The sequence below is a fragment of the Mesorhizobium sp. M0166 genome (assembly GCF_040322255.1).
Lineage (GTDB): Bacteria > Pseudomonadota > Alphaproteobacteria > Rhizobiales > Rhizobiaceae > Mesorhizobium.
In genome coordinates this window covers 55,919-77,147 of record NZ_JAMYTD010000006.1, presented here as the reverse complement: position 1 = coordinate 77,147, position 21,229 = coordinate 55,919, and the positions used below count along the sequence as shown (strand labels likewise).

Below are 21,229 nucleotides of genomic sequence, written 5' to 3'. Positions count from 1 at the left end.
GGATTTCCACAGGCCGCTTCGTCGGCAGCCCGCATGCGGCCATCCTGGAGGCGCCGCGCTTGTTCTGGAATTGGCAATTTTGACAAAGACTATGCTAGACTTGCCACTCTACGGGAACGACACCGGGAGAACCGCAATGGCTGACAGGAGCCTCCACGTCGTGATCTGGCTGCCGTCGAATTTCTATTCGGCCGTCGTCTCGACGCTCGTGGAAATGTTTCAGCTTGTGAATGACGTCTGCCGTTCACAGGTTCTCTCCTGTGAGTTCGTTTCAAGGGGCGCGCCGTCGGCATCAAGCACCGGAATTTTCTTCCCGACAAAGGCTCAACCATCCCGGAAAATGGATGTCCTGATTCTCATTGCGATGCCGGGTGTCGAGATTCCCGAGCTTCTGCGCTCGCTCGACGAGGAGAGTGAACATTCAAAACCGCTGATCGCGCTCGCGCAACAGCAGGACGCAATCATTGCAGCACATTGCGGCGCGTGTTATCTGCTCGCCAATTCGGGATTATTGGACGGTAAACGCGCGACGATATCCTGGTGGCTGAAAGCCGAGGCAAGCCGCCGGTTTCCGCAAGTGCGATGGGACGCTTCCCGCTTGCTCATTCGCCAGGACCGCCTCTACACATGCGGAGGTGGGTTTTCCGGACTCGAACTCGCCAGGGCTTTGCTGATTGATCTCGGCTTCTCGAAGGAGGAGCGGATCATTCGAAAACTTCTGGTTCTCCCGCCGCCGCGCACATTCCAGAGTCCCTACGAATTTTCTCTCGACGAAATTTCGAACGAGGCCAGCCCATTCGAGAACAAGCTGCGCGAGCTCTCGAAAGTCAAGATGGCGAAAATCGATCTGAAATTTCTGGCAACCGAATTGGGCATGTCTTCGCGAACCCTGTCTCGCAGATTTTTCGACGAACTCCAGACAACGCCGGGAAAATGGATCCAGGAAAGGCGGCTGGAGTTGGCAAAATCCATGCTTGAGGAAACGAAACTGAGCGTTTCAGAAATTTGCTATCGGGTGGGATATCAGGACGTCGCCTCGTTCAGCCGTCTTTTTTCCAAGACAACTGGAATGGCACCAGGCGAGTTTCGAAAGCAAATCCGGTGACAAGTCGGCATCGGAAGTGCTGCGGCTACGGGCAACGGCTGCCGAGGTGCGGCTATCCATGAATCTCGGCAAATGACTTCAGCCGATCCGGACGATTGCGTAGGGCGTCATCACAAGACGGTCTCGGTCCGACGCGTTTCGCTGGATCTGGCGCGACGTTCGTCCATCCCAAATCTTCAGAGGACCCTGATCTGAGCCGAGCCCAGAAAGGTCGACCGGAAAATCGTCCGGGGTAAGGTTCGCCAGCCAGACGATGATCTTGCCGGTCTGGGAGCGGCCGGCCAGTGCCAGCACCTGCGTCTCATCGGTCGTTGTCGCCGCCACATGCGCATGGCCGGCCAGATCGCAAAGTCCTTTCACCGCGTGGAAAATCAGCCGCGTTGCACCTTCTTCGACAGGCTCGCCCGACGAGGCCAGTACGCCGAATTGTCCGGTGAAGCTGCAGAGCGTCAGCATTTCGAGCCCGGCCGGCGCAACGCGTGCGGCATAGCCGATCGTCCATGCGGCCCCGAATAGCCCGGCGTGGCGAGGGTCGCGGTCGGCCATGGCGATGCGCTGATTGTCGGGATTGGCCTTGGTCGCGCCGCCATAAGGGTTCTGGCGCATGGCAATGGTCGACGGCCCGATCCGATAAGGTATTGTTCCGAAGATCGTCCTAACTGACGCCGTGATGAAAGGCAGTGCTTCCAGCGATTGCATGACGCTGAGATCGTCGGCGGCGTGCACGATCGGGCAGGTGCAATGCGTGACGAAATCGAGCTGACCGGCCGGGACGCGCTTGCGGTTCAACTCAGTGAAATAGCTGAACATGCCGCCGCCGAGGCGGATATCGGGGAAGGCGCGGCGGGCGGCAGAATAGACGTCTTGGAGCGGCGGGCATTGCGGCCACGCGCTGCCCGGTGGCGTCGACTGCCGGTCGATCGAGGGCGAGACGGCAATGGCCGAAAGCTTGAGCCCGGCCTGGCGCACCCTGTCGGCGACGCCTGAAAGCTCGGCGTCGAGATCGCCGTCGCCGGCAATGACACATTCGAGCGTTGTCCGGACCGGATAGGCGGCGGCGAGCCGGGCGTAGGACCGCAAGGCGGCAAGCCCGTGGCCGCGCGTCGGGTCATAGTGGAATATCAATTGCTGCGGGCCAAGCTCGGACAGCATCGGCAGCTTGCCCAGCGCCGCCTCAACCTGATCAGGGTAGATGATGACGCCAACATTCGGCAGCACCGGTCCGGCTTGGCCGAGCCTGACACGAATCGGTTCGGCGCTTGCCACGGCGGCCGGCACTTTCCCGCGACCCGCTACCCGCAAGCTGACGGTTTGACGGAAGGTCTCGCCGGCCGGCAGCACGTATGGCCATGGCAGCGCGAGCGGCCGGACATAGGTCTTGTAGGAGGCATCCGACCAGTTGCGCTGGTCCTCCATCTCGAAAGTATCGCCTTCCATCCGGCATTCGGCGGTGACGCCGGGCCGGACCTGATGGGTGATCGCCCGCAGATCCTTGAACGGCTGCCAGGGATCGATCAGCTCTGGAAGCCTGGTCGCGACCACGCTGCCATCGGTATGCTCGACCGTGACCGGGCTGCCGGTCAGGCCGGCGATCGGATGCAGGATGCAGAAACCACAGCGATTGGTTTGGAAATCGCTGTCGGGACGAGCGCTCACGTCGAAGACCAGTCGGCCATCGGCGGCGCCCTTGATGGTCGCACGGAAGTCGAGCCGGCTTCCCTCTGGCCCGAAACAACCTGCCGAATAGCTGACGGAGAAAGCGTCATCGCCCTGGTCGATTTCCAAATCGGTGAGCGTCGGCTCGTAAGTGCCCCAGTCGCGATCCCTGACGATGTAGGCGATGGCGCGCAGCACTTCGGTGTCGCCGTGGCGGATGGTGCGCAGATTGCCGTTGACGAAGTCCGCCGTCAGCGCGCCGGCGCGCAGCCTGACCGGCTCGGCTTCAACGGCACGTGTGCCGTAGAGGAGGAAGGCGTCGGCTGTCATTTCAGCAAGGTGTCGAGCTGCACCGGCTCCCGGCTTGCGGCGCCGGCGTACGCTGCCTCGACCAGCGCCAATGTCTTGAGGTTGTCCGCGCCCGAGGTCGCGGGCTCGGTTCCGTTGGTCAGGCAATCGACCCAATGCTTTTGAATGGCGACGACGCTTTCCTGGATGTTGTGCCACGGCCGCGATGCCCAGGCCAGCAGCGGTGGTGAGACATCGCTGACGACTGTACCGCTTCTTCTGGTGACGGTGAGCCGGTAGCCCTGCGCCAGCCGGATCGTGCCGTCGCTGCCATCGATCTCGATCAGCGTCTCGGGGAACGGCTCGGTAGCGAGCTTGCTGGCGTAGCTGCAGTCGACCACGGAAGTGGCGCCGCCCATGTGGTCCATCAGCATCGTCGCAACGTCCTCGCCGGCAATGGCAGGGTTGACGCGCGCCGTTCGCGCGGTGACGGTCGAGACGTCGCCCAGCAGAAAGCGGGCGACGTCGAGGATGTGGATCCCGAGATCCTCGATGATGAAGCGCTTTCCCGTCGCCAGATAAGGCTGGCCGGAAAATACGTCATAAGCAGAGCGGAACGAGATCCGTCCGAAGAAGGGAGCGCCGATTTCGCCGCTGTCGAGCACGGTACGCACTGCCTGGATCGGCGACTGCCAGCGAAAATTCTCATGCACCATCAGCGGCACGCCGGCGTCGGCGCAGGCCGTCACCATCGCCTGGGCGTCGGCAAGCGTCGGCGCAAACGGTTTTTGGCAGATTGCCGGAACGCCGTGCTGCGCCGCCATCTCGACGAGCATTCTGTGGCTTGGTGCGGTGGTGGCGATGTCGACGAAATCCAGCCTTTCGCCGGCAAACAGCGCTGACGCGTCCGTATAGCGCCGCGCAATCCCGAACTGGTCGCCGACGATCCGCAGCCGCTCCGGATCGCGGTCGCAGATGGCGGCGATCGAGGCACCCTCGACGTCACGCCAGGCATGCATCTGGTTGACGGCAAAGAAGCCGCAGCCGATCAGCGCTCCTCGCAGTTCCGCCATATCAGCCGGCCTTTGCCATCTGCATCAGCGTCACCCGGCTCTGCAATCGGCGCTGTGCCTGGTCGACGACGACGGCGACGATGATGACGAGGCCCTTGATCACCATCTGCCAGAACGAGCTCACCCCCATCATCACCAGCCCGTCCGAAAGGATGCCGATGACGAAGGCGCCGACAATGGTACCGCCGATCGTACCACGTCCGCCCGACATCGAGGTGCCGCCGAGCACTGCCGCGGCAATGGCATTCAACTCGAAGCTCTCTCCAGTCGCGGGATGCGAGGCCATCAGTTCGGACGAGATGATCAGCCCGACGATCGCCGCGCAGAAGCCGGAGAACATGTAGACGAACATCTTCACCATGTTGACGCGGACGCCTGAAATCCGTGCCGCCCGCTCATTGCCGCCGACGGCGAAGATGTGGCGGCCGAGCGGGGTATATTTGGCGAGATAGGCCGCCCCTAGCGCAACGACGAGCAAAATCCACAGCGCGACCGGCAGGCCGAGCAACCGGCCGGCGCCGAGGAAGCCGAACCCGGTGGTACCAAGCTCCGGCTTGCCGACGAGATTGGGGAAGGTACGGCCGTCCGACGACAGCAGCGCCAGGCCGCGCGCGACATAGAGCACGCCGAGCGTGGCGATGAACGGCGCAACGTTAAGCCTGGTGATCAGCAAGCCGTTGACGGCGCCGATCAATATGCCGACGGCAAGCGTGATCAGTGCGATCTCGAAGACGTTGAAATAGATGGTGTAGCCGACCTGCAGGTCGATGCCGTTGAGCACGAGATAGCCGGCCACCATGCCGCACAGGCCGACGATCGAGCCGACCGACAGGTCGATGCCGCCGGTGATGATGACGAAGGTCATGCCCATTGCAAGGAATGCGTTCAGCGCCACGTGCTTCGACATCAGGATAAGATTGGCGGCCGATAGGAAATTGGGGGCAGCTATCGAGAAGAATAACAGCACGGCGATCAGCGCGATGAACGTCCTCGCCTTCATCAGCATCAGCAGGACCGAGCCGCTCGACATCGAGGTGACCGCCGCCTTGGCTGGAATGTCAGTCATGCGCCTTGCTCTCCGTGCGGGACCGGTCCGTGGCCGAGGGCTGAAGCAGCGACGAGCGCGGCCTCCGTCGCCTCTGCGCGGTCGAACATGCCGGTCAGTTTTCCATTGCTCATCACTGCGATGCGGTCGGACAACGCCATCACCTCATCGAGATCCGAGGTGGCAAACAGGATCCCCAGGCCGTCGCGCGACAGCTTGCGCATGGTGCGGAACACGTCGGCCTTGGCGCCGACGTCGATGCCGCGGCTCGGCTCGTCCATCAGCAGCACCTTCGGTCCGGTGAGCAGCGCCTTGCCGATCACCACCTTCTGCTGGTTGCCCCCCGATAGCGACGAGACTTCCTGCGCCGGATCGGCGACCTTGATAGCCAGTTCGCGCACCGTCTGGGTCACCGCCTGTCGTTCGGCGGCACCGCGAATGTGGAACAGGTGCACGAAACGCGACAGGCTGGCCAGCGTGAGATTGCTGGCGACGGAGAGGATCGACACCAGCCCTTCGCGCTGGCGGTCTTCAGGGATCAGCGCCAGACCGCGCCGGATGCGCCGCGTCGTGTCGCGCTCGTGCACTTTTTTGCCGGCAATGAATATCGTGCCGGTCGAATGGCCGTGGCGGCCCATGATGCAATCGAACAGCTCGCTGCGTCCGGCGCCCATCAGGCCATAGATGCCGAGGATTTCGCCGGCGCGCAGCGATAGCGAGACGTGATCGACCGCCAGCCCGCCGGTGACGCGCGGCAAGCAGATGTCCTCGGCGCGGAATATTTCCTCGCCCGGCACATGACCGTCGGCCTTGGCGAAGTCCTTGGCGTCCGAGCCGATCATCTGCCGCACGATCCACTGGGTGTCGACGTCTTTCATCTCCGCCTGGCCGGTGATGCGCCCATCGCGCAGCACGGTGATGGTGTCGCCGATGCGGATCAGTTCCTCGAGCCGGTGCGAGATGTAGACGATTGCCACGCCGCGCGCCTTGAGATCGGCAATCACCTTGAACAGGACCTCGACTTCCGCCGCGCTAAGCGCCGACGTCGGCTCGTCCATGATCAGGATGCGCGCATCGAGCGAAACCGCCTTGGCGATCTCGACCAGCTGCTGCTGGCCGATGCGCAGATCCTCGACCAGCATGTCCGGCCGGATGCCGGCTTCCAGGCGTTCAAGGAATTCCGCCGCGCGGCGCTCCTGCTCTTTGCGGTCGATCTTGCGGAAACGATTGGTGATCTCGCGGGTGGCGAAAATATTTTCGGCGACAGTCAGGTTGCCGAACAGGTTCAGCTCCTGGAAAACCATGCCGATGCCGCGATTCACCGCGTCCCCGGATGACGAGAAGGAAACCTCCTCGCCGTCCAGCAGGATGCGCCCGAGTGTCGGCTGCTCGACACCGGCGATGATCTTCATCAGCGTCGATTTGCCGGCTCCGTTTTCGCCGACCAGCACGTTGACCGCGCCCTTGCGCACCTCGAAATTCGCCCGCTTGACCGCGACGGTGCCGGAATAGACCTTCGAGACATCCTCCAGCTTCAGGATGACATCTTGATCGCCGCTCATGGCTTCGGTCCGATCTTTGCCTCCGCCGGCGTCACCAGCGGCAGGTCCTGGCCACTGCCCGGCGTATAGGCGCCGAGTACCTCGACGCTGCGGCCCTCGAGTGCCTCGCGCGGCAGCTTGGAAAGCACGGTCTTGTCGGCATAGGCGTTGAAAGCCTTGCCGAACTGGGCGAAGTCGATCTGGTTGGTGAAATCGTTGAACTGGATGAAGTCGAGGCTGTCGCGCAGCGCGGTTCCGCGCATGGCGGGTCCGATCTGCACCCGCGCGTCCGCCTTGCCGTCGCCGTCGGCATCGACGTCCATCGTCGCCGCGCGTGACTGTGTATTGGCTGCAACGACCTTGCCCTCGAGCCGAACGGCGAAGGTCCACGGCGAATTCGCCTGCTTTTTCGGGTTGCCGTATTTGGCGCCGGCGGCGGCGGGATCGGTCTTGGCCAAGGCATGAACCTCGGCAAACGGCCCGGCCTTCTGCTGCAGATAGGGTATCACTTTCGCCGCCCAGACGTCCTCGACCATCTTGTCGGGATTGAACGCGGAGCCAGTGCCGCCGTTTTCCGCTGACGGCGTCGGCAGGATCTTGCAGGCGGTCAGGCTGACTATGGCTGCAAGGAACGGCGCGACAAGGATCGGCCGGGTCAGCGTGTTGAACATGTCGGCTCGTTCGGCATGGCGGTCAGGAGCACCCTGAGAAATGGAAGCAAGGGCGAAATGGCAGCAAGGGACGAACCGGAGGCTCGTCCCTTGCTGCTTGATGTTACATCGGCTCAGTTTGTGAGCGCGAATGTCTCCAGCTTGGCGGCATTGTCGCCATTGACCAGGACGCAGTCCATCAGCTGCTTTTCTTCGGCGGGAGACTTCTTGTTCTTGATGAAGTCGTTTGCCTGCTCGACCGCCATCTGCGCCTGCGCGAAGGCCGGCTGCAGGACCGTCGCCTTGATACCGCCGGAGGTGATCGAGTCGCGCACGTCGTTTGACCCGTCGAAGCCGACGACGATCACGTCCTTGCGGCCGGCAGCGGCAAGTGCCGCATAAGCGCCCATCGCCATCGTGTCATTGCCGGAGATCACGCCCTTGATATCGGGATTGGCCTGAAGGATCGATTCCATCTTTGAATAGGCCTCGGTCTGGCTCCAGTTGGCCGACTGCTGCGCCACCATCTTGAGGTCCGGGTAGTCGTCGATGACGTCGTGGTAACCCTTGGAGCGGATGCCGGCATTGGTGTCGGATTCCTTGCCGACGAGCTCGACGAAATTACCCTTTTCGCCCATCAGCTTGACGAATTCCTGCGCGCCGAGCTGGGCGCCCTGATAATTGTTGGAGACGATCTGCGCGACGGCAACGCCGGTGGCATTGATCTCGCGATCGATCAGGAAGGAAGGAACGCCTGCGTCCTTGGCCTTCTGCACGGCGGCGACGGTGGCGTCGGCGCCGGCATTGTCGAGGATGATCGCCTTGGCGCCGCGGCCGATCGCCGTGTCGATCAATTCGGACTGCTTGTTGGCGTCGTCGTCATGGACGAGCACCAACGCCTCGTAGCCGAGTTCCTTGGCCTTGGCCTCCGCGCCGACAGCTTCCGCCTTGAAGAACGGATTGTCATGCGAGGGCGTGATGATGGCGATCAAATCCGCCGCATAGGCGGGGGCGGCGGTGCCAAGCGCCAGCATGCCGGCAAAAGCCGCAAGCGTCATTCTGCGTGTCAGTTTCATGTATTCCTCCCGTTGAAAATCCGTGCCTTGTCGCAAGGCTATATGCATTCGATTTCGTTAGCGGGCGTAGGCGGCGGGTCGCGTCAGATTCACAAGCCTTGGCCGACTTCACCCCGACGGACCGCTTCCCCTATCCTCCACTCATCCAGCCCCTGAGCCTGCTGCGAAGCTTGACGGCCCAATCCATCGAACAGCTAAGCCAACTGGTATAATGAGTCAATGACAATTTCAGGTGACATGTTCCGGTGAACGCGTCGCTGCCCTCACGTGATGCGCTGAATGCTCGCGGCAATCTCCTCCGGCTCGAACACCCGCTTCCAGTCGTCGCGCATCAGCACCGGCTTGCCGAACTCTATCGCCTTGTTGCAGGCGTCGGAGAACACGCCTTTGGTTTCGCCGAAGATGACGGCGCCAAGCACGTTCATATGGCCAAGCAGGAAATCGAGCGCCGCCTGCTTATCGACCCCGCGCGCCACCACCTCGTCGACGGCCTCTTTCATGACGACGAGCAGCGAGGCGCAGACAGTCTCCGAGAGGCCGGGCTCGAGCAGCGCCATCTGATCGACCGTGACGCGATGCGAGCGCATGACCGGCGCCCAGATGATCTTTGCGATCGCCTCACCCTTGGCGAAATCCTCCTCCGGTCCCTGCATCAAGGCGCTGACCATGTGCTGCTTGGCCTTGACGCCGCCGAAATAATCCTTCTTGGCCGCCATGTCGGTCTCGTCGTTGAAGATCGGCGGATGGCACGGGTGGGTGACGAAATAGGTCAGGTCCGGCCGCTTCGGCAAATGCCCGGCGAAAGGTGCTGCGGCGTCGAGCACGACGACCATCGTGCCTGATGCAAGCTTGCTCTCGATACTCGCCGCAACCTTGCCGATGTGCGTGTCCGGCACCGCCAGGATCACCACATCGGCGCCATCAAGCGCCTCATCGGCGCTGACGGCATCGATGCCGAGGCCCGACTTAAGCCGCTCGCGGCCGGCGTCGCTGACCTCGACATGGCGTATCGTATAGGGAGATCCGCGAAAGTTGGTCGACAGACGGTAACCCATTTTGCCGCCCGCACCAAACAGCGCAATCGTTGTCATGTGTCCGTTACTCCTGAATTCCAACGACGGCCCTGCCGATCGTCATCCCATTGACTTGTATGCACATTACCGCCGGTTGGCGGATTAGAAAACGCAGGGGAGCCGCCGCTCGAATGACGATGCCATGGACGATGTCTCGGGCGCCCGAATGTCCAGCGCAGCGCAGCTACGTGGAGCATGCTACCTCAGGTACACATTATACCAGCATACCAAATTGGCAAGCGGCCATGGCACGGCTCTGACCACTTGCTCGGCCGTCGTTTACCTCCTGTTCAACGGCAAGGAGCGATCATCGCGTTGAACCGCCGATCGGCGGGATGATTCGCAGCCGACAAAGGCCCATGCTCGAAACGTCACTCTACAGCCCGGTCAAGGCCTTCCTGGAAGGCCTGGGATTTATGGTCAAGGGCGAGATCGGCGGCTGCGATCTGCTGGCGCTGAGTGCCGACTCTCCACCGATCGTCGTCATCTGCGAGCTGAAGCTGACGTTCAACCTTGAGCTGGTCCTCCAAGGGGTCGACCGTATGGCGGCGAGCGACGAGGTCTGGCTTGCGGCATGTATGTCGACCCGTGGCAAGGGCCGTGAGAGCGATGTGAGATACCGCAATCTCTGCCGTCGCCTCGGCTTTGGCCTGCTTGGCGTGCGAACGAACGGCGAGGTTCAGGTGCTGCTCAGCCCGACGGCATTGGCTCCGCGTCGCGATCCCCGGCGCCGCTCGAAGCTAATTGACGAACATCGGCGTCGGCAGGGCGATCCTGTCGCCGGCGGCGGCTCGCGTGCGCCGATCATGACCGCTTATCGCCAGCAGGCGCTGGCATGCGCCGCAGCCCTCGCCGACGGCCCAAAGCGACCGCGTGACTTGAAGCCCAACCTGCCGAACGCGCCCAAGATCCTGCTGCACAATGTGTATCGCTGGTTCGCACGCACCGATCGCGGGATCTACGAACTGACCGCTCAGGGCCGTGAGGCGTTGCAGCGCTGGCCGCAGCCCGATCGCAGCCACACCGCTGCCTGAGACAGGCAACGCCGGATTTCGCGCCCTGCTTTCCGCGACAATCACGGCTTTCGGCAAGACAGCTCCCCGGTCACGGAACCATATTTCGACACGATGGTTTTGTCGTCACCGAATTGATCGTCCGCTGAGCAAAACGGAAGGAACGGCCATGCGCCTATCGACGACAATTGCCACACTTTCGGCACTGGCGCTTGCCTCGCCGGTCTATGCGCAAGCCGTGGGACCAGAGCTTGCCCCTGTGCCGCCAACGGCGCCGCAATCCCTGCCAGAGCAAGCCACGCCCGAAGGGACCACTCCCGACCAGGCTACACCTGACCAAGCCTTCTCCGCCCAGAATTTCACCGCAGTGACAATCGTGGCGATGGAGGATCTGCCTCCTGACGTCAAGGCACAGGCGGAGGCCGTCGTCACCCAGACCAGCGCCGAGGATTTGCGCATCCTGCAAAGTTCGATCGACGCATCGCCGCAGGCGGCATCGGCACTGGCGGCGAACGGACTTAATTCCACGCAGGTCGTGGCGGCCAATATCGACGGCGACGGCACGCTCACGCTGATCATCCAGACGACGACGTGAGCGGCTGAAAGCGGACAAGCCGGTTCCGGCACGGAACGGAAGTCCGCCTGATTGCGGAGGACTGTCATGGCCGAGGCTGCAGTTCGCAACTTCACCATCAATTTCGGGCCACAACATCCCTCCGCTCACGGCGTCCTGCGGCTGGTGCTCGAACTCGACGGCGAGATCGTGGAACGTGCCGATCCCCATATCGGCCTGCTGCATCGCGGCACCGAAAAGCTCATCGAGTACAAGAACTACCTGCAGGCCTTGCCCTATTTCGACCGGCTCGACTACGTCGCGCCGATGAACCAGGAGCATGCATTCTGTCTCGCTGCCGAGAAGCTCCTCGAAATATCGGTTCCGAGACGCGGGCAGCTCATTCGCGTGCTTTTCTGCGAAATAGGCCGGCTGCTATCTCACCTCCTCAACGTCACCACGCAAGCCATGGACATCGGCGCGCTGACGCCGCCGCTCTGGGGTTTCGTCGAGCGCGAGAAGCTGATGGTCTTTTATGAGCGCGCGTCCGGTGCCCGCATGCACGCGAATTATTTCAGGGTTGGCGGCGTGCATCAGGATCTGCCGCCGGAACTCCTCGACGACATCTGGAAGTTCTGCGATCCGTTCCTCAAGGTCTGCGACAATCTCGAAGAGCTGTTGACCGAGAACCGTATTTTCAAGCAGCGCAATGTCGATGTCGGCGTGATCGGCCTCGATGATGCCTGGGCCTGGGGCTTTTCCGGCGTGATGGTGCGCGGATCGGGCGCGTCCTGGGACCTGCGCAAGGCGCAGCCATACGAATGCTATTCGGAGATGGATTTCGACATCCCGGTCGGCAAGCATGGCGACTGCTACGACCGCTATCTCGTACGCATGGAGGAAATGCGCCAGTCGGTCCGCATCATGCGGCAATGTCTGGAAAAGTTGCGCTCACCAGAAGGTCAGGGGCCGGTCGCGATCCCGAACCACAAGATCACGCCGCCGCCCCGTGCCACGATGAAGCGCTCGATGGAAGCGACGATCCACCACTTCAAACTTTATACCGAAGGCATTCGCGTGCCGATCGGTGAAGTCTATGCCGCCGTCGAGGCACCGAAGGGCGAGTTCGGCGTCTACCTCGTGTCGGACGGAGGCAATGTTCCCTACCGATGCAAGATCCGCGCACCTTCCTTCGCCCACCTGCAAGCGATGGATTTCCTGTCCCGAGGCCATATGATCGCCGACGTTGCCGCGATCATCGGCTCGCTCGACATCGTGTTCGGAGAAATCGATCGCTAGTGTAGCCAGGTCGCAGGATCGTCCCCGATCGCAGGATCATCATCGTTAGTAGCCGCGCAGGCAGGCCTGGACGGCGCTCGGACGCCCGTCCGGCGACGGCCCTCAATTGCGGCAGGCCAACTCAAATTCTCGCATCAAAGACAGACGCATGGCCGCGACAAGGCGCAGCCAAGCGTCGAGGAGTTTCACAATCTGCGCGGCCCGACGCGGCACGAGCCCTTCCAAGTTCGGAAGCGCTCTCCACGGCGCGGAAAGAACGCGTGTTCCGCCGTTCCTCGTACCGCCTCAATGCACGATCAGGCCCTTCAGCCAGGCAACAAATCTGTTGCCGCGAACTATCCCGCGCACCCTGGCAGCGGCCCATCTCGCTTGCATCGTAGCGCCGACATGGCAATGGCAAACGATTTGGTGCAACTGCCGGTCGCTCAGTTCGAAGAAGCGCTTTGCCTCACCATAGGTATCATCGCTGAGGCCCATGGCACGCAGAACCGGATCCTCGAAGGCGACAGTGAGCGGCGTCCCAGCCCCACGCGATCTGTCGCGCGCTTCCCTGTTCATATATTCGGTGCCTGGAAGCGCCCCAAGGCATCGCGTCGGGTTTTGTTCGAGAAGTTCCGCCCAACGTTCAATCCGCTGGGTTCGAGTCATCGCCGGATACGCCGCGAAGGACTCAACTTCCGCGACGGCCTGCAGTTGGTCGAGTGTTTGATGTTTCATGGTCGGCTCCTGTCGACAGGTGAATTCGCCCACGCCTACATGAGCAATTATCGCGCCATGGAGCGCTGACAAGGCCGACCGCCGCAACATGAGGCGTACGGATCACCTGCCCGGTGAAGCGGCGCTCGAATTCCGACGCGCCCCCGCCTGTGTTCGATGTCGACCCGTTAACCGAACCCGGTTCCAGACAGGAACTTTTGCGGAAGCTTGCCGTTTGGCTTTGCGTCCGCTTCGGCGGCTGCAATATCAGTATCAGTCTTGAAAGCAATTCCGTTGGACACGAAGCCTCAACGCGTCGAGCAAGACGTCGAGCCTGTAAATGAAACCCGGGAGCAACCGGCCCCGGTTCGAGAATCTCGTGAGCGATCGGCAGAGCCGCGGCAGGAAAAACCCGACGGGAACGCCTCGCAACGAAAGGCCGGTCTGCTCGGCTTTCCCAGGCGCCATCCCTATGCGGCTGCAGCGATCGCGCTTGCGCTGTTGCTCGTCGCGGCAGGCATCGCGATCTGGTGGCTGAACGCTCGCCAGTACGAATCGACCGACGACGCCTTCATTGACGCCCGCACGGTGACGATCGGCGCTCAAATAGCCGGCCGCATTACCGAGCTGGCGGTTACCGACAATCAGCATGTACAGGTGGGCGATGTCCTCCTGCGTATCGACGACAGCGACTATCAGGCAAACCTGAAGCAGGCCGACGCCGGCGTCGCCGCGGCCGAGGCCGAAATCGTCAATGTCACCGCCCAGATCGAGGCTCAAAACGCAAAGGTGAACGCTGCCCAGAAACAGGTTGCACAGGCCAAGGCAGCGCTTGATTTCGCCAAGGCCGAGGATCAACGCAATCGCGAACTCCTGGCCAGGGGCACAGCAACGCAACAGCAGGCGCAGCAGGCGGCATCGACGTTGCGTCAGGACCAGGCCGCGCTGGACAGCGCCGAGGCCAATGTCGCCTCCGCAAAAAGCCAGGTTTCGGTCTTGCGGGCACAGGCCAGGAGCGCCGAGGCGCAGCTCGATCAGGCCAAGGCCAGCCAGGAGCAAGCCCGCACGACGCTGTCGCGCACGACTATCGCAGCACCCGCAGCCGGGCGGGCAACGAGCATTTCCGCCGCTAACGGCACCTACGCCCAACCCGGCCAGGTATTGATGATGTTCGTTCCCGACGAGGTCTGGGTGAAGGCCAATTTCAAGGAGACGCAGCTCGACCTGATGCGGCAGGGACAGCCGGTCGACATTGATATCGATGCCTACCCGGACAAGTCCTTCCATGGCCGCGTCGACAGCATCCAGGCCGGCAGCGGCACCGCCTTCAGCCTCCTGCCGGCTGAAAATGCCACCGGCAACTACGTCAAGGTGGTGCAGCGCGTGCCGGTCAAGATCGTCTTCGACAAGCCGCCGGATGTGCTTCTCGGCCCTGGCCTGTCGGTGGTGCCGACGGTCAAGGTGCGATGAGCGGCGAAACCGCCAGAAATCAGGGCGAAAGCCGATCCGCCGCCGGGACGCACAATCCCTGGCTCATCGCCGTCGTCGTCTCCATCGCCACTTTCATGCTGGTGCTGGACACCTCGATCGCCAATGTCGCCCTGCGCAACATCGCCGGCAGCCTGGCGGCCGGAATGGACGAAAGCACCTGGGTGATTACCACCTATCTCGTCGCCAACTCGGTGATCATCCCGGTCAGCGGCTGGCTGGCAAGCGTCATCGGCCGCAAGCGCTACTACATGCTCTGCGTTGCGACCTTCACCGTCGCGTCGCTGCTGTGCGGACTGGCGCCCAACCTGGAACTGCTCATCCTGTTCAGGGTCCTTCAGGGCCTCGGCGGCGGCGGCATGGCGCCAAGCGAGCAATCGATCCTTGCCGACACCTTTCCGCCTGAAAAGCGCTCGCAAGCCTTCGCACTTTACGGCATTGCCGTCATCGTCGCACCGACGGTCGGGCCGACAATCGGCGGCTGGCTGACAGACCATTTCTCCTGGCACTGGATCTTCTTCATCAACGTGCCGTTCGGCATCCTGTCGCTGGCCCTGGTGCAATGGCTGGTGGTCGAACCGGACGTCCTCGAACGCGAACGCAAGGAACGGCTGAAAGGCGGCCTGAAGATCGACGGGGTCGGCTTCGTCCTGGTGGCGATAGCCTTGGGGTGCCTGGAGATATTTCTCGACCGGGGCCAGCGCTACGATTGGTTCGCCTCGGATTTCATCACCACTTTCGCAGTGATTTCCGCGATCGCATTCCTGCTGCTTATCCCATGGGAACTCAGTCGCAGCGATCCGGTCGTCGACATGCGCCTATTGTTCACGCGCCAGTTCGGCACGGCCTTCCTGGTCATGATGGCGGTCGGTGCTATCCTGTTCAGCACCACCCAGATCGTGCCGCAGCTGCAGCAGACGACATTTGCCTACACCGCGACGCTCTCGGGCCTTTCGATGATGCCGGGCGGCATCGCCATGCTGATCTTGATGCCGGTGTCCGGATTTGTAGGCAGCATCGTGCAGCCTAAATACCTGATCATGATGGGCATGTCGGTGGTCGCAGTGGCCCTTTGGCATATGACCTCGCTTACTCCGGACGCCAGCTTCCGCTTCTTTGCCTTTGCCCGTGTTTTCCTGATGGTCGGACTGCCGTTCCTGTTCATTCCCATCTCGACCGCGGCCTATGTCGGTTTGCCCCCGCAGAAGACCAACCAGGCATCGGCGCTGATCAACGTTGCCCGCAATATCGGCGGCAGCATCGGCGTCTCGCTGTCCAACACCGTCATTGCGCAAAGCTCCCAGATCCATCAATCGAATCTGGTCGGCCACACCGTGCAATCGTCGCCCGCCTATCAGCAGGCGCTTCGGCAGGCGACCGATCATTTCGTCGCCCAGGGTTCGCCGATAGTCGAGGCGAAGCAGCAGGCGATCGGCTGGCTTGGCCAGTTGATCGCCCGCCAGGCCACGCTACTCGCCTATGTCGATGTCTTCCGCTACTGCGCGGTGGCAACCGCCCTGCTCGTTCCGCTGGCGCTGCTGCTGCGGTCAAACAAGTCGGGCGGCAGCCAGCCGAATCCGGAGATGGGCTGACCGGCCAAGTGCGACCGTGTGATTTTCCAAAAACGAGGAAGCCGGGAACCAGCTGGCCCATTGCGTTGTTCTGCGCCAAGAGGAGATGATTACGATGGCCACTATTCCCACACCCGAGCCAACACCGACCCCGGTGCCACCGCCTCCCATCCCCGATCCCAAGCCCGTGCGTGAGCCGGACCCCGACAGGCTCCCCGACGAGGATCCCGTTCCCAACCCGGATGAAAACGACATTCCACCGAAGCGGATGGCTGTTACCCGGCAATTGCCGTGATCATTCTGCAGTGTGCACTGACGATTGCTTGCGCCGGTGGCGCCGCCTGTCAGATTTCGAGCATGGCGTAGGGGCGGCCGGTCGGCTTGGCGACATGCATGGCAACGTTATAGACCGGCGCCCCGCCCGGCGTGCGGCCCTCATAGGCGCCGCGATGCGCATGACCATGCACCACCGCGCTGACCTGGAACCGGTCTATTGTCTCGGCCAGGCGTGACGAACCGAGAAACGGGAATATCTCCAGCGGCTCGCCTTCGACCGTCTCGACGACAGGCGCGTAGTGCAGAACGACAAGCGTGCGTTTGGCGCGGACCTGCCGCATCGCGTTTTCAAGCCGCATCGCTTCGTTCACGCTTTCCGCCACCATTGACTTGATCGCTGGTTCGCCGAAGGAGCCGAGCATGCGCGATCCAAAACCGCCAACGAAGCCCTTGACCCCAACGAACCCGACCTCGTGAATCTCTGTCGCTTCACCGTCGAGCAGGTGAACGCCCGCCTGGCGCAGAATGTCGGTGACCTGGTCGACGGCGCCTGACTCATAGTCGTGGTTGCCAAGTACGGCGACGACCGGGATCGTGCAGGCACGCAGTTCCTCGGCAAGGATTTCGGCCTCCCGAGGCTTGCCGAGATTGGTAAGGTCACCCGTCAGCACGAGAACCTGGGCTTCACGCGACATCTCGCCGAAAAGATCGCGGTACGAGGCCTGGTCTTCCTTGCCGACATGCAGATCGCCAATGGCGGCGACTTTGAGTGTGCCGCCGTTTTCCGCCTTTGCCGAAGCAGTTTCGAGCTCGTCAGCCATTGCTATGTTCTCCTTCACCGCCGACGTCGGCAAAGCCCCAGTCCTTGACGTCGATCTCATAGTCGGTTCGTGAAAGCATGCGCCCACGGCAGATTTTCATCCGGGAAGGTGGCAATTCGCGCTGCCTGGCCAGCCGGTCAAGCAGCTCGTCGAGCAGCCAGGCGGGTACGCGGCCCCGCTCCGACGGATAGATCCATCGGAAGTTCAAGAGATGCATCAGCAGAACTTCCCAATGGACTTCCATGTAGGAAAGCAGCCTTTGCCAGTCGATCTGGTCGTGCGTCTTGAGGATGGTGTGCGAAACGTCGGCGCCATCGTGGCGGCCGCGGTCCTGGATGAAACATTTGGACCAGACAAGCTCGGTGGGACCGATGATCCGCACCTGGCTGCCCAGCAATTCGCCCTGACGGGCGTGCTCCAGCCACTGGTCGTCGACCGGCATTGTGCCGTTCATTGAGGCGAAAATGACGTCGAAAAAATGCGTCCCCTTGAACACTTTGCCGAGCCACCGGTCGTCCTCGACCACGACGGCGTAGCCGATCCGCTTGAAATGAGCGAGGATGCGCGGGCAGTCGCCGGCCTTGCAGAAAATGTCGAGATCCTTGGTCGGGCGGATGATCCCGGTATAGGCGCTTACGGCATAGGTGCCGGCGACGAGAAAGGGGATGCCGGTCGCGACAAGTTCGCGGATCGCTTCGATATAAAAGACCTCCGCTTCGGCATTGCGAGGCGTCGGGGCGGCTTTTGGATCGACCGACGGAACGGATGCCGGGATGGCGCTTTCCGGTGGGGGATTGATGATCATTAGTAAAGGCTCCTGGCCCGGCAGACCAGCAGCCGCCTGTATCTAATAGCCAAGCATGCCCGATGGTTCCGCCGTTGCGCGCCACTGCCGCTCTTGCCTTCCGCATCAGGCGGACACGCCGCCGTGGCAGGCCTTCGAAGCGGTCATGACCGTCGGCTGCGGCGCGGCCCTAAAAGGATATGTGAGCGGTCATTTTTGGCGTCAAGATCGCAGCGCGGTCACCCTCAGGCGCGTCGAGGCGGAGTAGGCCCGCTATCATCCTCGGGTTCGGACAGGATTGGCTTCAACATGGTTCCCGAGCTGTCGGAGGCACTGCGCACCCGGCGCAGCAGCCACTTGAGCGCACGCGGCCAGACCGACGCTGTTTGCCGGAAAGCTGCGGGCGGCGTGGCAAAAGGGCCATTCTCCATTCTGTAGTTCCTCACTGTCTCGGTCCAATCAGCGTTCTTCAACGAGCAAAACTGGTGTTGGTTCCGCGTCGCCGTCGGGAACGCCGGCTGGCCAGGCGAAGCCACCATTATGGGTTCGAGCAGGCTAGTCTCGTGCGGCAAGATCAGCGCTTCGCGAGATCAGGTCCTCGGCGACCCAGTCGCGGAATTGCTAACCGGCGGGATTCAGCTGGTATCCTGATGCGCCGGCTCTGGACACGGTCCGCGAAGGCTGAAATTGTGACCGGTATTTCCAGTTGCAAATTTGGTTGGGCTCGGCGGGGATGGCGCTGGTTTCTGAAGACATTGCCAGCCATCCGGCATTGCGTCGGCATGTCCAGGCTCAGTCGCGGACGCTGCTCCAGACCTATGAAGCGAACCCGCGGCTGGCCTCCGTATTCGCCACCCAACAACGTTGGCTGATGGCCCATATCGGCCTTGGCTTGTATTTCGATCGAGAGCCGGACGATCATCGCAAGGGACTTACGTCCGCACGGTTCATGGACGATACCTGCCGGCATTTGGTGGCCAGCCGCAACACCGCCGACGCCTTCCTGAAGGAGATGCTGCATTACGGTTTCATCCGGCATTTGCCGATCAAATACGGGCGCATCCGCCCGTTTGAGCCGACGGCGGGCACTCTGGAGACGGTTGCCGGCTGGGTCATGGCCCATCTGAAAACGCTGGACAGCCTGGACGGTGGATCTCGACTGGTGGCATTCGTCGCACAACCGGATGCGCTCGCCAAATTGCAGCCACTGGTGGCCGACGGCCTGCTTTCGTCGCATGCCGTGCGCGAGCCAAGACAGACTTTTTCCTTGTTCACCTGGCTCGACAATGGCGGCATCGTCATGGATTGGCTGATGTCCGGCGTCGATCCCGATCATGCCGATCTGGACCGAATTCCGACCGGTGTCGTCTCAATCCGGGATTTTGCGAACTGGCTCAAGCTTTCCCGGACTCACCTGTCGCGCAAATTGCGCGATGCCGAGGAACTCGGCAGCATCGGCTGGCTGGGCCAGCGCGGTCATTCGGTCATGTGGGTGTCGAGCGAGTTCTATCAGGAATACATGACCGCCCAGGCGGTCAAGCTCGCCATCATCGATGCAGCCTTCGACAACTGTGTTGTAACTTCCGAAGCAAGCTGAACAGCGAGTCGAACGCCTTCGTCGCGATGTTGGCGCCACCGCGACGAAGGTCCGGCATTTCAATCGATGTCGAACGACACGCCCTGCGCAAGCGGCAGCGCCTTGGAATAATTCACCGTATTGGTGGCGCGCCGCATATAGGCCTTCCAGGCATCGGACCCCGACTCGCGGCCGCCGCCGGTCTCCTTCTCGCCACCGAAGGCACCGCCGATCTCGGCCCCTGACGTGCCGATATTGACGTTGGCGATGCCGCAGTCCGATCCGTCGACGCTAAGAAAGCGCTCGGATTCCTGCAGGTCGCGGGTAAAGATCGACGATGACAGCCCCGCTCCCACCGCATTGTGTTCTTCCAGCACGGCGTCGAAGTCCGTATATTTCATCACATAGAGGATCGGCGCGAAGGTCTCCTCCGTCACCGGCGAAACCTGCCGCGGCATTTCGACCAGCGCCGGACGCACATAGTAGGCCTCGGGATGGCCGTTCTCGACCCGCATTCCACCGGTTATCTTACCGCCATGCGAAGCCGCCTGCTCCAGCGCCTTCTGCATATTCTCGTAGGCAGCCTTGTCGATCAGCGGGCCGACCAGAGCGCTTGTCTCCAGCGGATCGCCGACCGAGACGCTTTCATAGGCCTTCCTTAACTGCGGCAGCAAAGCATCATAGACGCTCTCATGCACGAACAGGCGCCTGAGCGTCGTGCAGCGCTGCCCGGCCGTGCCCATGGCTCCGAAGGCGATAGCGCGGAGCGCCATGTCCAGATCGGCCGTCGGGCAGACGATGCCGGCATTGTTGCCGCCGAGCTCCAGCACGGCACGGGCAAAGCGCTTCGCCAGCCGCGGTCCGACGTCCCTGCCCATGCGGGTCGAGCCGGTGGCCGAGACCAGCGGCACCTTGGGATGATCGACCAGGATCTCGCCGACGGCACGATCGCCGATCAGCACCGGTGCCAGCCCCTTCGGCGCATCGCCGAAACGTTCTGCTGCACGCTTGAAGATCGCTTCGCAGGCGAGCGCCGTCAGCGGTGTCTTCTCGGACGGCTTCCACACCACCGCGTCGCCGCAGACCAGCGCAAGTGCCGCGTTCCACGACCACACCGCGACCGGAAAATTGAAGGCCGAGATGACGCCGACGACACCCAGCGGATGCCAAGTTTCCATCATGCGATGGCCGGGACGCTCGGTGGCAATGGTCAGGCCGTACAACTGCCGCGAGAGGCCGACGGCGAAATCGCAGATGTCGATCATCTCCTGCACTTCGCCAAGGCCTTCGGACGGGATCTTGCCGACTTCGATCGACACCAACCGGCCAAGCTCGGCCTTGTGTGTGCGCAATTCCTCGCCGAGCAGCCGCACCAGCTCGCCGCGCTTGGGAGCCGGCACCTGCCGCCACGCCAGGAAAGCCTTGTGGGCATTGTCGATGGTCGTCGTCGCATCGGCCGGCGAGATGGTCTTCAGCGCGGCGATCTGCTCGCCGGTCACCGGGCTGCGCACGATGAGGTCGCGGCCCGTAAGCGCGCCCTCGGCAACGCCCAGTTTCGCCAGAAGCCCGGCCGTTTCCTTCGCAATCGTCATTTTCGTTTCGTCCCTTTCAGATCCCGTCGCTCATATGGCGTCGGTCCAAGCTT

The 21,229-nt window shown here is 62.3% G+C and carries 19 protein-coding genes; 8 read left to right on the top strand and 11 right to left on the bottom strand.

All coding sequences use genetic code 11. From position 1 onward, the window contains the following. Positions 1–136: 136 nt before the first annotated feature. Complete coding sequence (locus NKJ46_RS09950; RefSeq protein ID WP_352664478.1) at positions 137–1,105, top strand: GlxA family transcriptional regulator; 969 nt, start codon at positions 137–139, stop codon at positions 1,103–1,105. Positions 1,106–1,183: 78 nt separating this feature from the next. Here the strand turns inward: NKJ46_RS09950 and apnL are convergent, their stop codons facing one another. The 7 genes from apnL to NKJ46_RS09915 form a co-directional block, all read right to left on the bottom strand. Then, on the bottom strand, positions 1,184–3,091 hold the full coding sequence (gene apnL, locus NKJ46_RS09945; protein ID WP_352664476.1) for a D-apionate lactonase: 1,908 nt from the start codon (positions 3,089–3,091) through the stop codon (positions 1,184–1,186). After that, the gene (locus NKJ46_RS09940) at positions 3,088–4,122 is read right to left on the bottom strand and encodes a Gfo/Idh/MocA family protein (protein WP_352664475.1); all 1,035 of its coding nucleotides are present in this window, start codon (positions 4,120–4,122) and stop codon (positions 3,088–3,090) included. The genes apnL and NKJ46_RS09940 overlap by 4 nt, the downstream gene beginning before the upstream one ends. A 1-nt stretch (position 4,123) precedes the next feature. Beyond that, on the bottom strand, positions 4,124–5,188 hold the full coding sequence (locus NKJ46_RS09935; protein WP_352664473.1) for an ABC transporter permease: 1,065 nt from the start codon (positions 5,186–5,188) through the stop codon (positions 4,124–4,126). Further along, positions 5,185–6,729, bottom strand: coding sequence for a sugar ABC transporter ATP-binding protein (locus tag NKJ46_RS09930; protein WP_352664471.1), 1,545 nt, complete (start codon positions 6,727–6,729; stop codon positions 5,185–5,187). The genes NKJ46_RS09935 and NKJ46_RS09930 overlap by 4 nt, the downstream gene beginning before the upstream one ends. Then, positions 6,726–7,379, bottom strand: coding sequence for a DUF2291 family protein (locus NKJ46_RS09925; protein ID WP_352664469.1), 654 nt, complete (start codon positions 7,377–7,379; stop codon positions 6,726–6,728). The genes NKJ46_RS09930 and NKJ46_RS09925 overlap by 4 nt, the downstream gene beginning before the upstream one ends. Before the next feature lie 113 nt (positions 7,380–7,492). Further along, a complete protein-coding gene (locus NKJ46_RS09920; RefSeq protein ID WP_023675475.1) occupies positions 7,493–8,434 on the bottom strand; it encodes a D-ribose ABC transporter substrate-binding protein in 942 nt (313 codons plus the stop codon). Between the two features lie 263 nt (positions 8,435–8,697). Further along, positions 8,698–9,525 carry a phosphogluconate dehydrogenase C-terminal domain-containing protein gene (locus tag NKJ46_RS09915; protein WP_352568083.1) on the bottom strand — a complete coding sequence of 276 codons (828 nt, stop codon included), beginning with the start codon at positions 9,523–9,525 and terminating at the stop codon, positions 8,698–8,700. Positions 9,526–9,866: 341 nt separating this feature from the next. Between NKJ46_RS09915 and NKJ46_RS09910 the strand changes: the two genes are divergently transcribed. The 3 genes from NKJ46_RS09910 (at position 9,867) to NKJ46_RS09900 (ending at position 12,372) form a co-directional block, all read left to right on the top strand. Continuing rightward, the gene (locus tag NKJ46_RS09910) at positions 9,867–10,541 is read left to right on the top strand and encodes a DUF2161 domain-containing phosphodiesterase (protein ID WP_352664467.1); all 675 of its coding nucleotides are present in this window, start codon (positions 9,867–9,869) and stop codon (positions 10,539–10,541) included. Positions 10,542–10,689: 148 nt separating this feature from the next. After that, entirely contained in the window at positions 10,690–11,115 is a 426-nt protein-coding gene (locus NKJ46_RS09905) for a hypothetical protein (protein WP_352664465.1), read from the top strand. A 66-nt stretch (positions 11,116–11,181) separates the two neighbouring features. Further along, entirely contained in the window at positions 11,182–12,372 is a 1,191-nt protein-coding gene (locus tag NKJ46_RS09900; RefSeq protein ID WP_352664463.1) for an NADH-quinone oxidoreductase subunit D, read from the top strand. A gap of 285 nt (positions 12,373–12,657) precedes the next feature. On the opposite strand, the gene NKJ46_RS09895 is transcribed toward NKJ46_RS09900, so the two are convergent. Further along, positions 12,658–13,089 carry a hypothetical protein gene (locus tag NKJ46_RS09895; RefSeq protein ID WP_352664760.1) on the bottom strand — a complete coding sequence of 144 codons (432 nt, stop codon included), beginning with the start codon at positions 13,087–13,089 and terminating at the stop codon, positions 12,658–12,660. A 273-nt stretch (positions 13,090–13,362) separates the two neighbouring features. Between NKJ46_RS09895 and NKJ46_RS09890 the strand changes: the two genes are divergently transcribed. The 3 genes from NKJ46_RS09890 to NKJ46_RS09880 all read left to right on the top strand — a co-directional run bounded on the left by NKJ46_RS09890 (position 13,363) and on the right by NKJ46_RS09880 (position 16,422). Continuing rightward, on the top strand, positions 13,363–14,538 hold the full coding sequence (locus NKJ46_RS09890; protein WP_352664461.1) for an HlyD family secretion protein: 1,176 nt from the start codon (positions 13,363–13,365) through the stop codon (positions 14,536–14,538). Next, positions 14,535–16,148, top strand: coding sequence for a DHA2 family efflux MFS transporter permease subunit (locus NKJ46_RS09885; protein ID WP_352664459.1), 1,614 nt, complete (start codon positions 14,535–14,537; stop codon positions 16,146–16,148). The genes NKJ46_RS09890 and NKJ46_RS09885 overlap by 4 nt, the downstream gene beginning before the upstream one ends. 94 nt (positions 16,149–16,242) lie before the next feature. Then, positions 16,243–16,422 carry a hypothetical protein gene (locus NKJ46_RS09880; protein WP_352664457.1) on the top strand — a complete coding sequence of 60 codons (180 nt, stop codon included), beginning with the start codon at positions 16,243–16,245 and terminating at the stop codon, positions 16,420–16,422. Positions 16,423–16,471: 49 nt separating this feature from the next. Here NKJ46_RS09880 and NKJ46_RS09875 read toward each other — a convergent pair whose 3' ends face one another. Together NKJ46_RS09875 and NKJ46_RS09870 are read right to left on the bottom strand one after the other, a co-directional pair. Beyond that, positions 16,472–17,224, bottom strand: a complete 753-nt coding sequence (locus tag NKJ46_RS09875; protein ID WP_352664455.1) for a metallophosphoesterase family protein — start codon at positions 17,222–17,224, stop codon at positions 16,472–16,474. Beyond that, positions 17,217–18,029 carry a nucleotidyltransferase family protein gene (locus NKJ46_RS09870; protein WP_352664453.1) on the bottom strand — a complete coding sequence of 271 codons (813 nt, stop codon included), beginning with the start codon at positions 18,027–18,029 and terminating at the stop codon, positions 17,217–17,219. The genes NKJ46_RS09875 and NKJ46_RS09870 overlap by 8 nt, the downstream gene beginning before the upstream one ends. Positions 18,030–18,741: 712 nt before the next feature. On the opposite strand from NKJ46_RS09870, the gene NKJ46_RS09865 reads away from it, so the two are divergent. Then, positions 18,742–19,605, top strand: coding sequence for a hypothetical protein (locus NKJ46_RS09865; RefSeq protein WP_352664451.1), 864 nt, complete (start codon positions 18,742–18,744; stop codon positions 19,603–19,605). Between the two features lie 59 nt (positions 19,606–19,664). Here NKJ46_RS09865 and amaB read toward each other — a convergent pair whose 3' ends face one another. Continuing rightward, positions 19,665–21,176 (bottom strand): L-piperidine-6-carboxylate dehydrogenase, encoded by a 1,512-nt coding sequence (amaB, locus tag NKJ46_RS09860; protein WP_352664449.1) that lies wholly within the window; start codon positions 21,174–21,176, stop codon positions 19,665–19,667. Positions 21,177–21,229: the final 53 nt, after the last annotated feature.

Coding starts and splice junctions, on each gene's coding strand:
- NKJ46_RS09950 (WP_352664478.1), top strand. CDS start 137: ATGGCTGACAGGAGCCTCCACGTCGTGATCTGGCTGCCGTCGAATTTC.
- apnL (WP_352664476.1), bottom strand. CDS start 3,091: ATGACAGCCGACGCCTTCCTCCTCTACGGCACACGTGCCGTTGAAGCC.
- NKJ46_RS09940 (WP_352664475.1), bottom strand. CDS start 4,122: ATGGCGGAACTGCGAGGAGCGCTGATCGGCTGCGGCTTCTTTGCCGTC.
- NKJ46_RS09935 (WP_352664473.1), bottom strand. CDS start 5,188: ATGACTGACATTCCAGCCAAGGCGGCGGTCACCTCGATGTCGAGCGGC.
- NKJ46_RS09930 (WP_352664471.1), bottom strand. CDS start 6,729: ATGAGCGGCGATCAAGATGTCATCCTGAAGCTGGAGGATGTCTCGAAG.
- NKJ46_RS09925 (WP_352664469.1), bottom strand. CDS start 7,379: ATGTTCAACACGCTGACCCGGCCGATCCTTGTCGCGCCGTTCCTTGCA.
- NKJ46_RS09920 (WP_023675475.1), bottom strand. CDS start 8,434: ATGAAACTGACACGCAGAATGACGCTTGCGGCTTTTGCCGGCATGCTG.
- NKJ46_RS09915 (WP_352568083.1), bottom strand. CDS start 9,525: ATGACAACGATTGCGCTGTTTGGTGCGGGCGGCAAAATGGGTTACCGT.
- NKJ46_RS09910 (WP_352664467.1), top strand. CDS start 9,867: ATGCTCGAAACGTCACTCTACAGCCCGGTCAAGGCCTTCCTGGAAGGC.
- NKJ46_RS09905 (WP_352664465.1), top strand. CDS start 10,690: ATGCGCCTATCGACGACAATTGCCACACTTTCGGCACTGGCGCTTGCC.
- NKJ46_RS09900 (WP_352664463.1), top strand. CDS start 11,182: ATGGCCGAGGCTGCAGTTCGCAACTTCACCATCAATTTCGGGCCACAA.
- NKJ46_RS09895 (WP_352664760.1), bottom strand. CDS start 13,089: ATGAAACATCAAACACTCGACCAACTGCAGGCCGTCGCGGAAGTTGAG.
- NKJ46_RS09885 (WP_352664459.1), top strand. CDS start 14,535: ATGAGCGGCGAAACCGCCAGAAATCAGGGCGAAAGCCGATCCGCCGCC.
- NKJ46_RS09880 (WP_352664457.1), top strand. CDS start 16,243: ATGGCCACTATTCCCACACCCGAGCCAACACCGACCCCGGTGCCACCG.
- NKJ46_RS09875 (WP_352664455.1), bottom strand. CDS start 17,224: ATGGCTGACGAGCTCGAAACTGCTTCGGCAAAGGCGGAAAACGGCGGC.
- NKJ46_RS09870 (WP_352664453.1), bottom strand. CDS start 18,029: ATGATCATCAATCCCCCACCGGAAAGCGCCATCCCGGCATCCGTTCCG.
- NKJ46_RS09865 (WP_352664451.1), top strand. CDS start 18,742: ATGGCGCTGGTTTCTGAAGACATTGCCAGCCATCCGGCATTGCGTCGG.
- amaB (WP_352664449.1), bottom strand. CDS start 21,176: ATGACGATTGCGAAGGAAACGGCCGGGCTTCTGGCGAAACTGGGCGTT.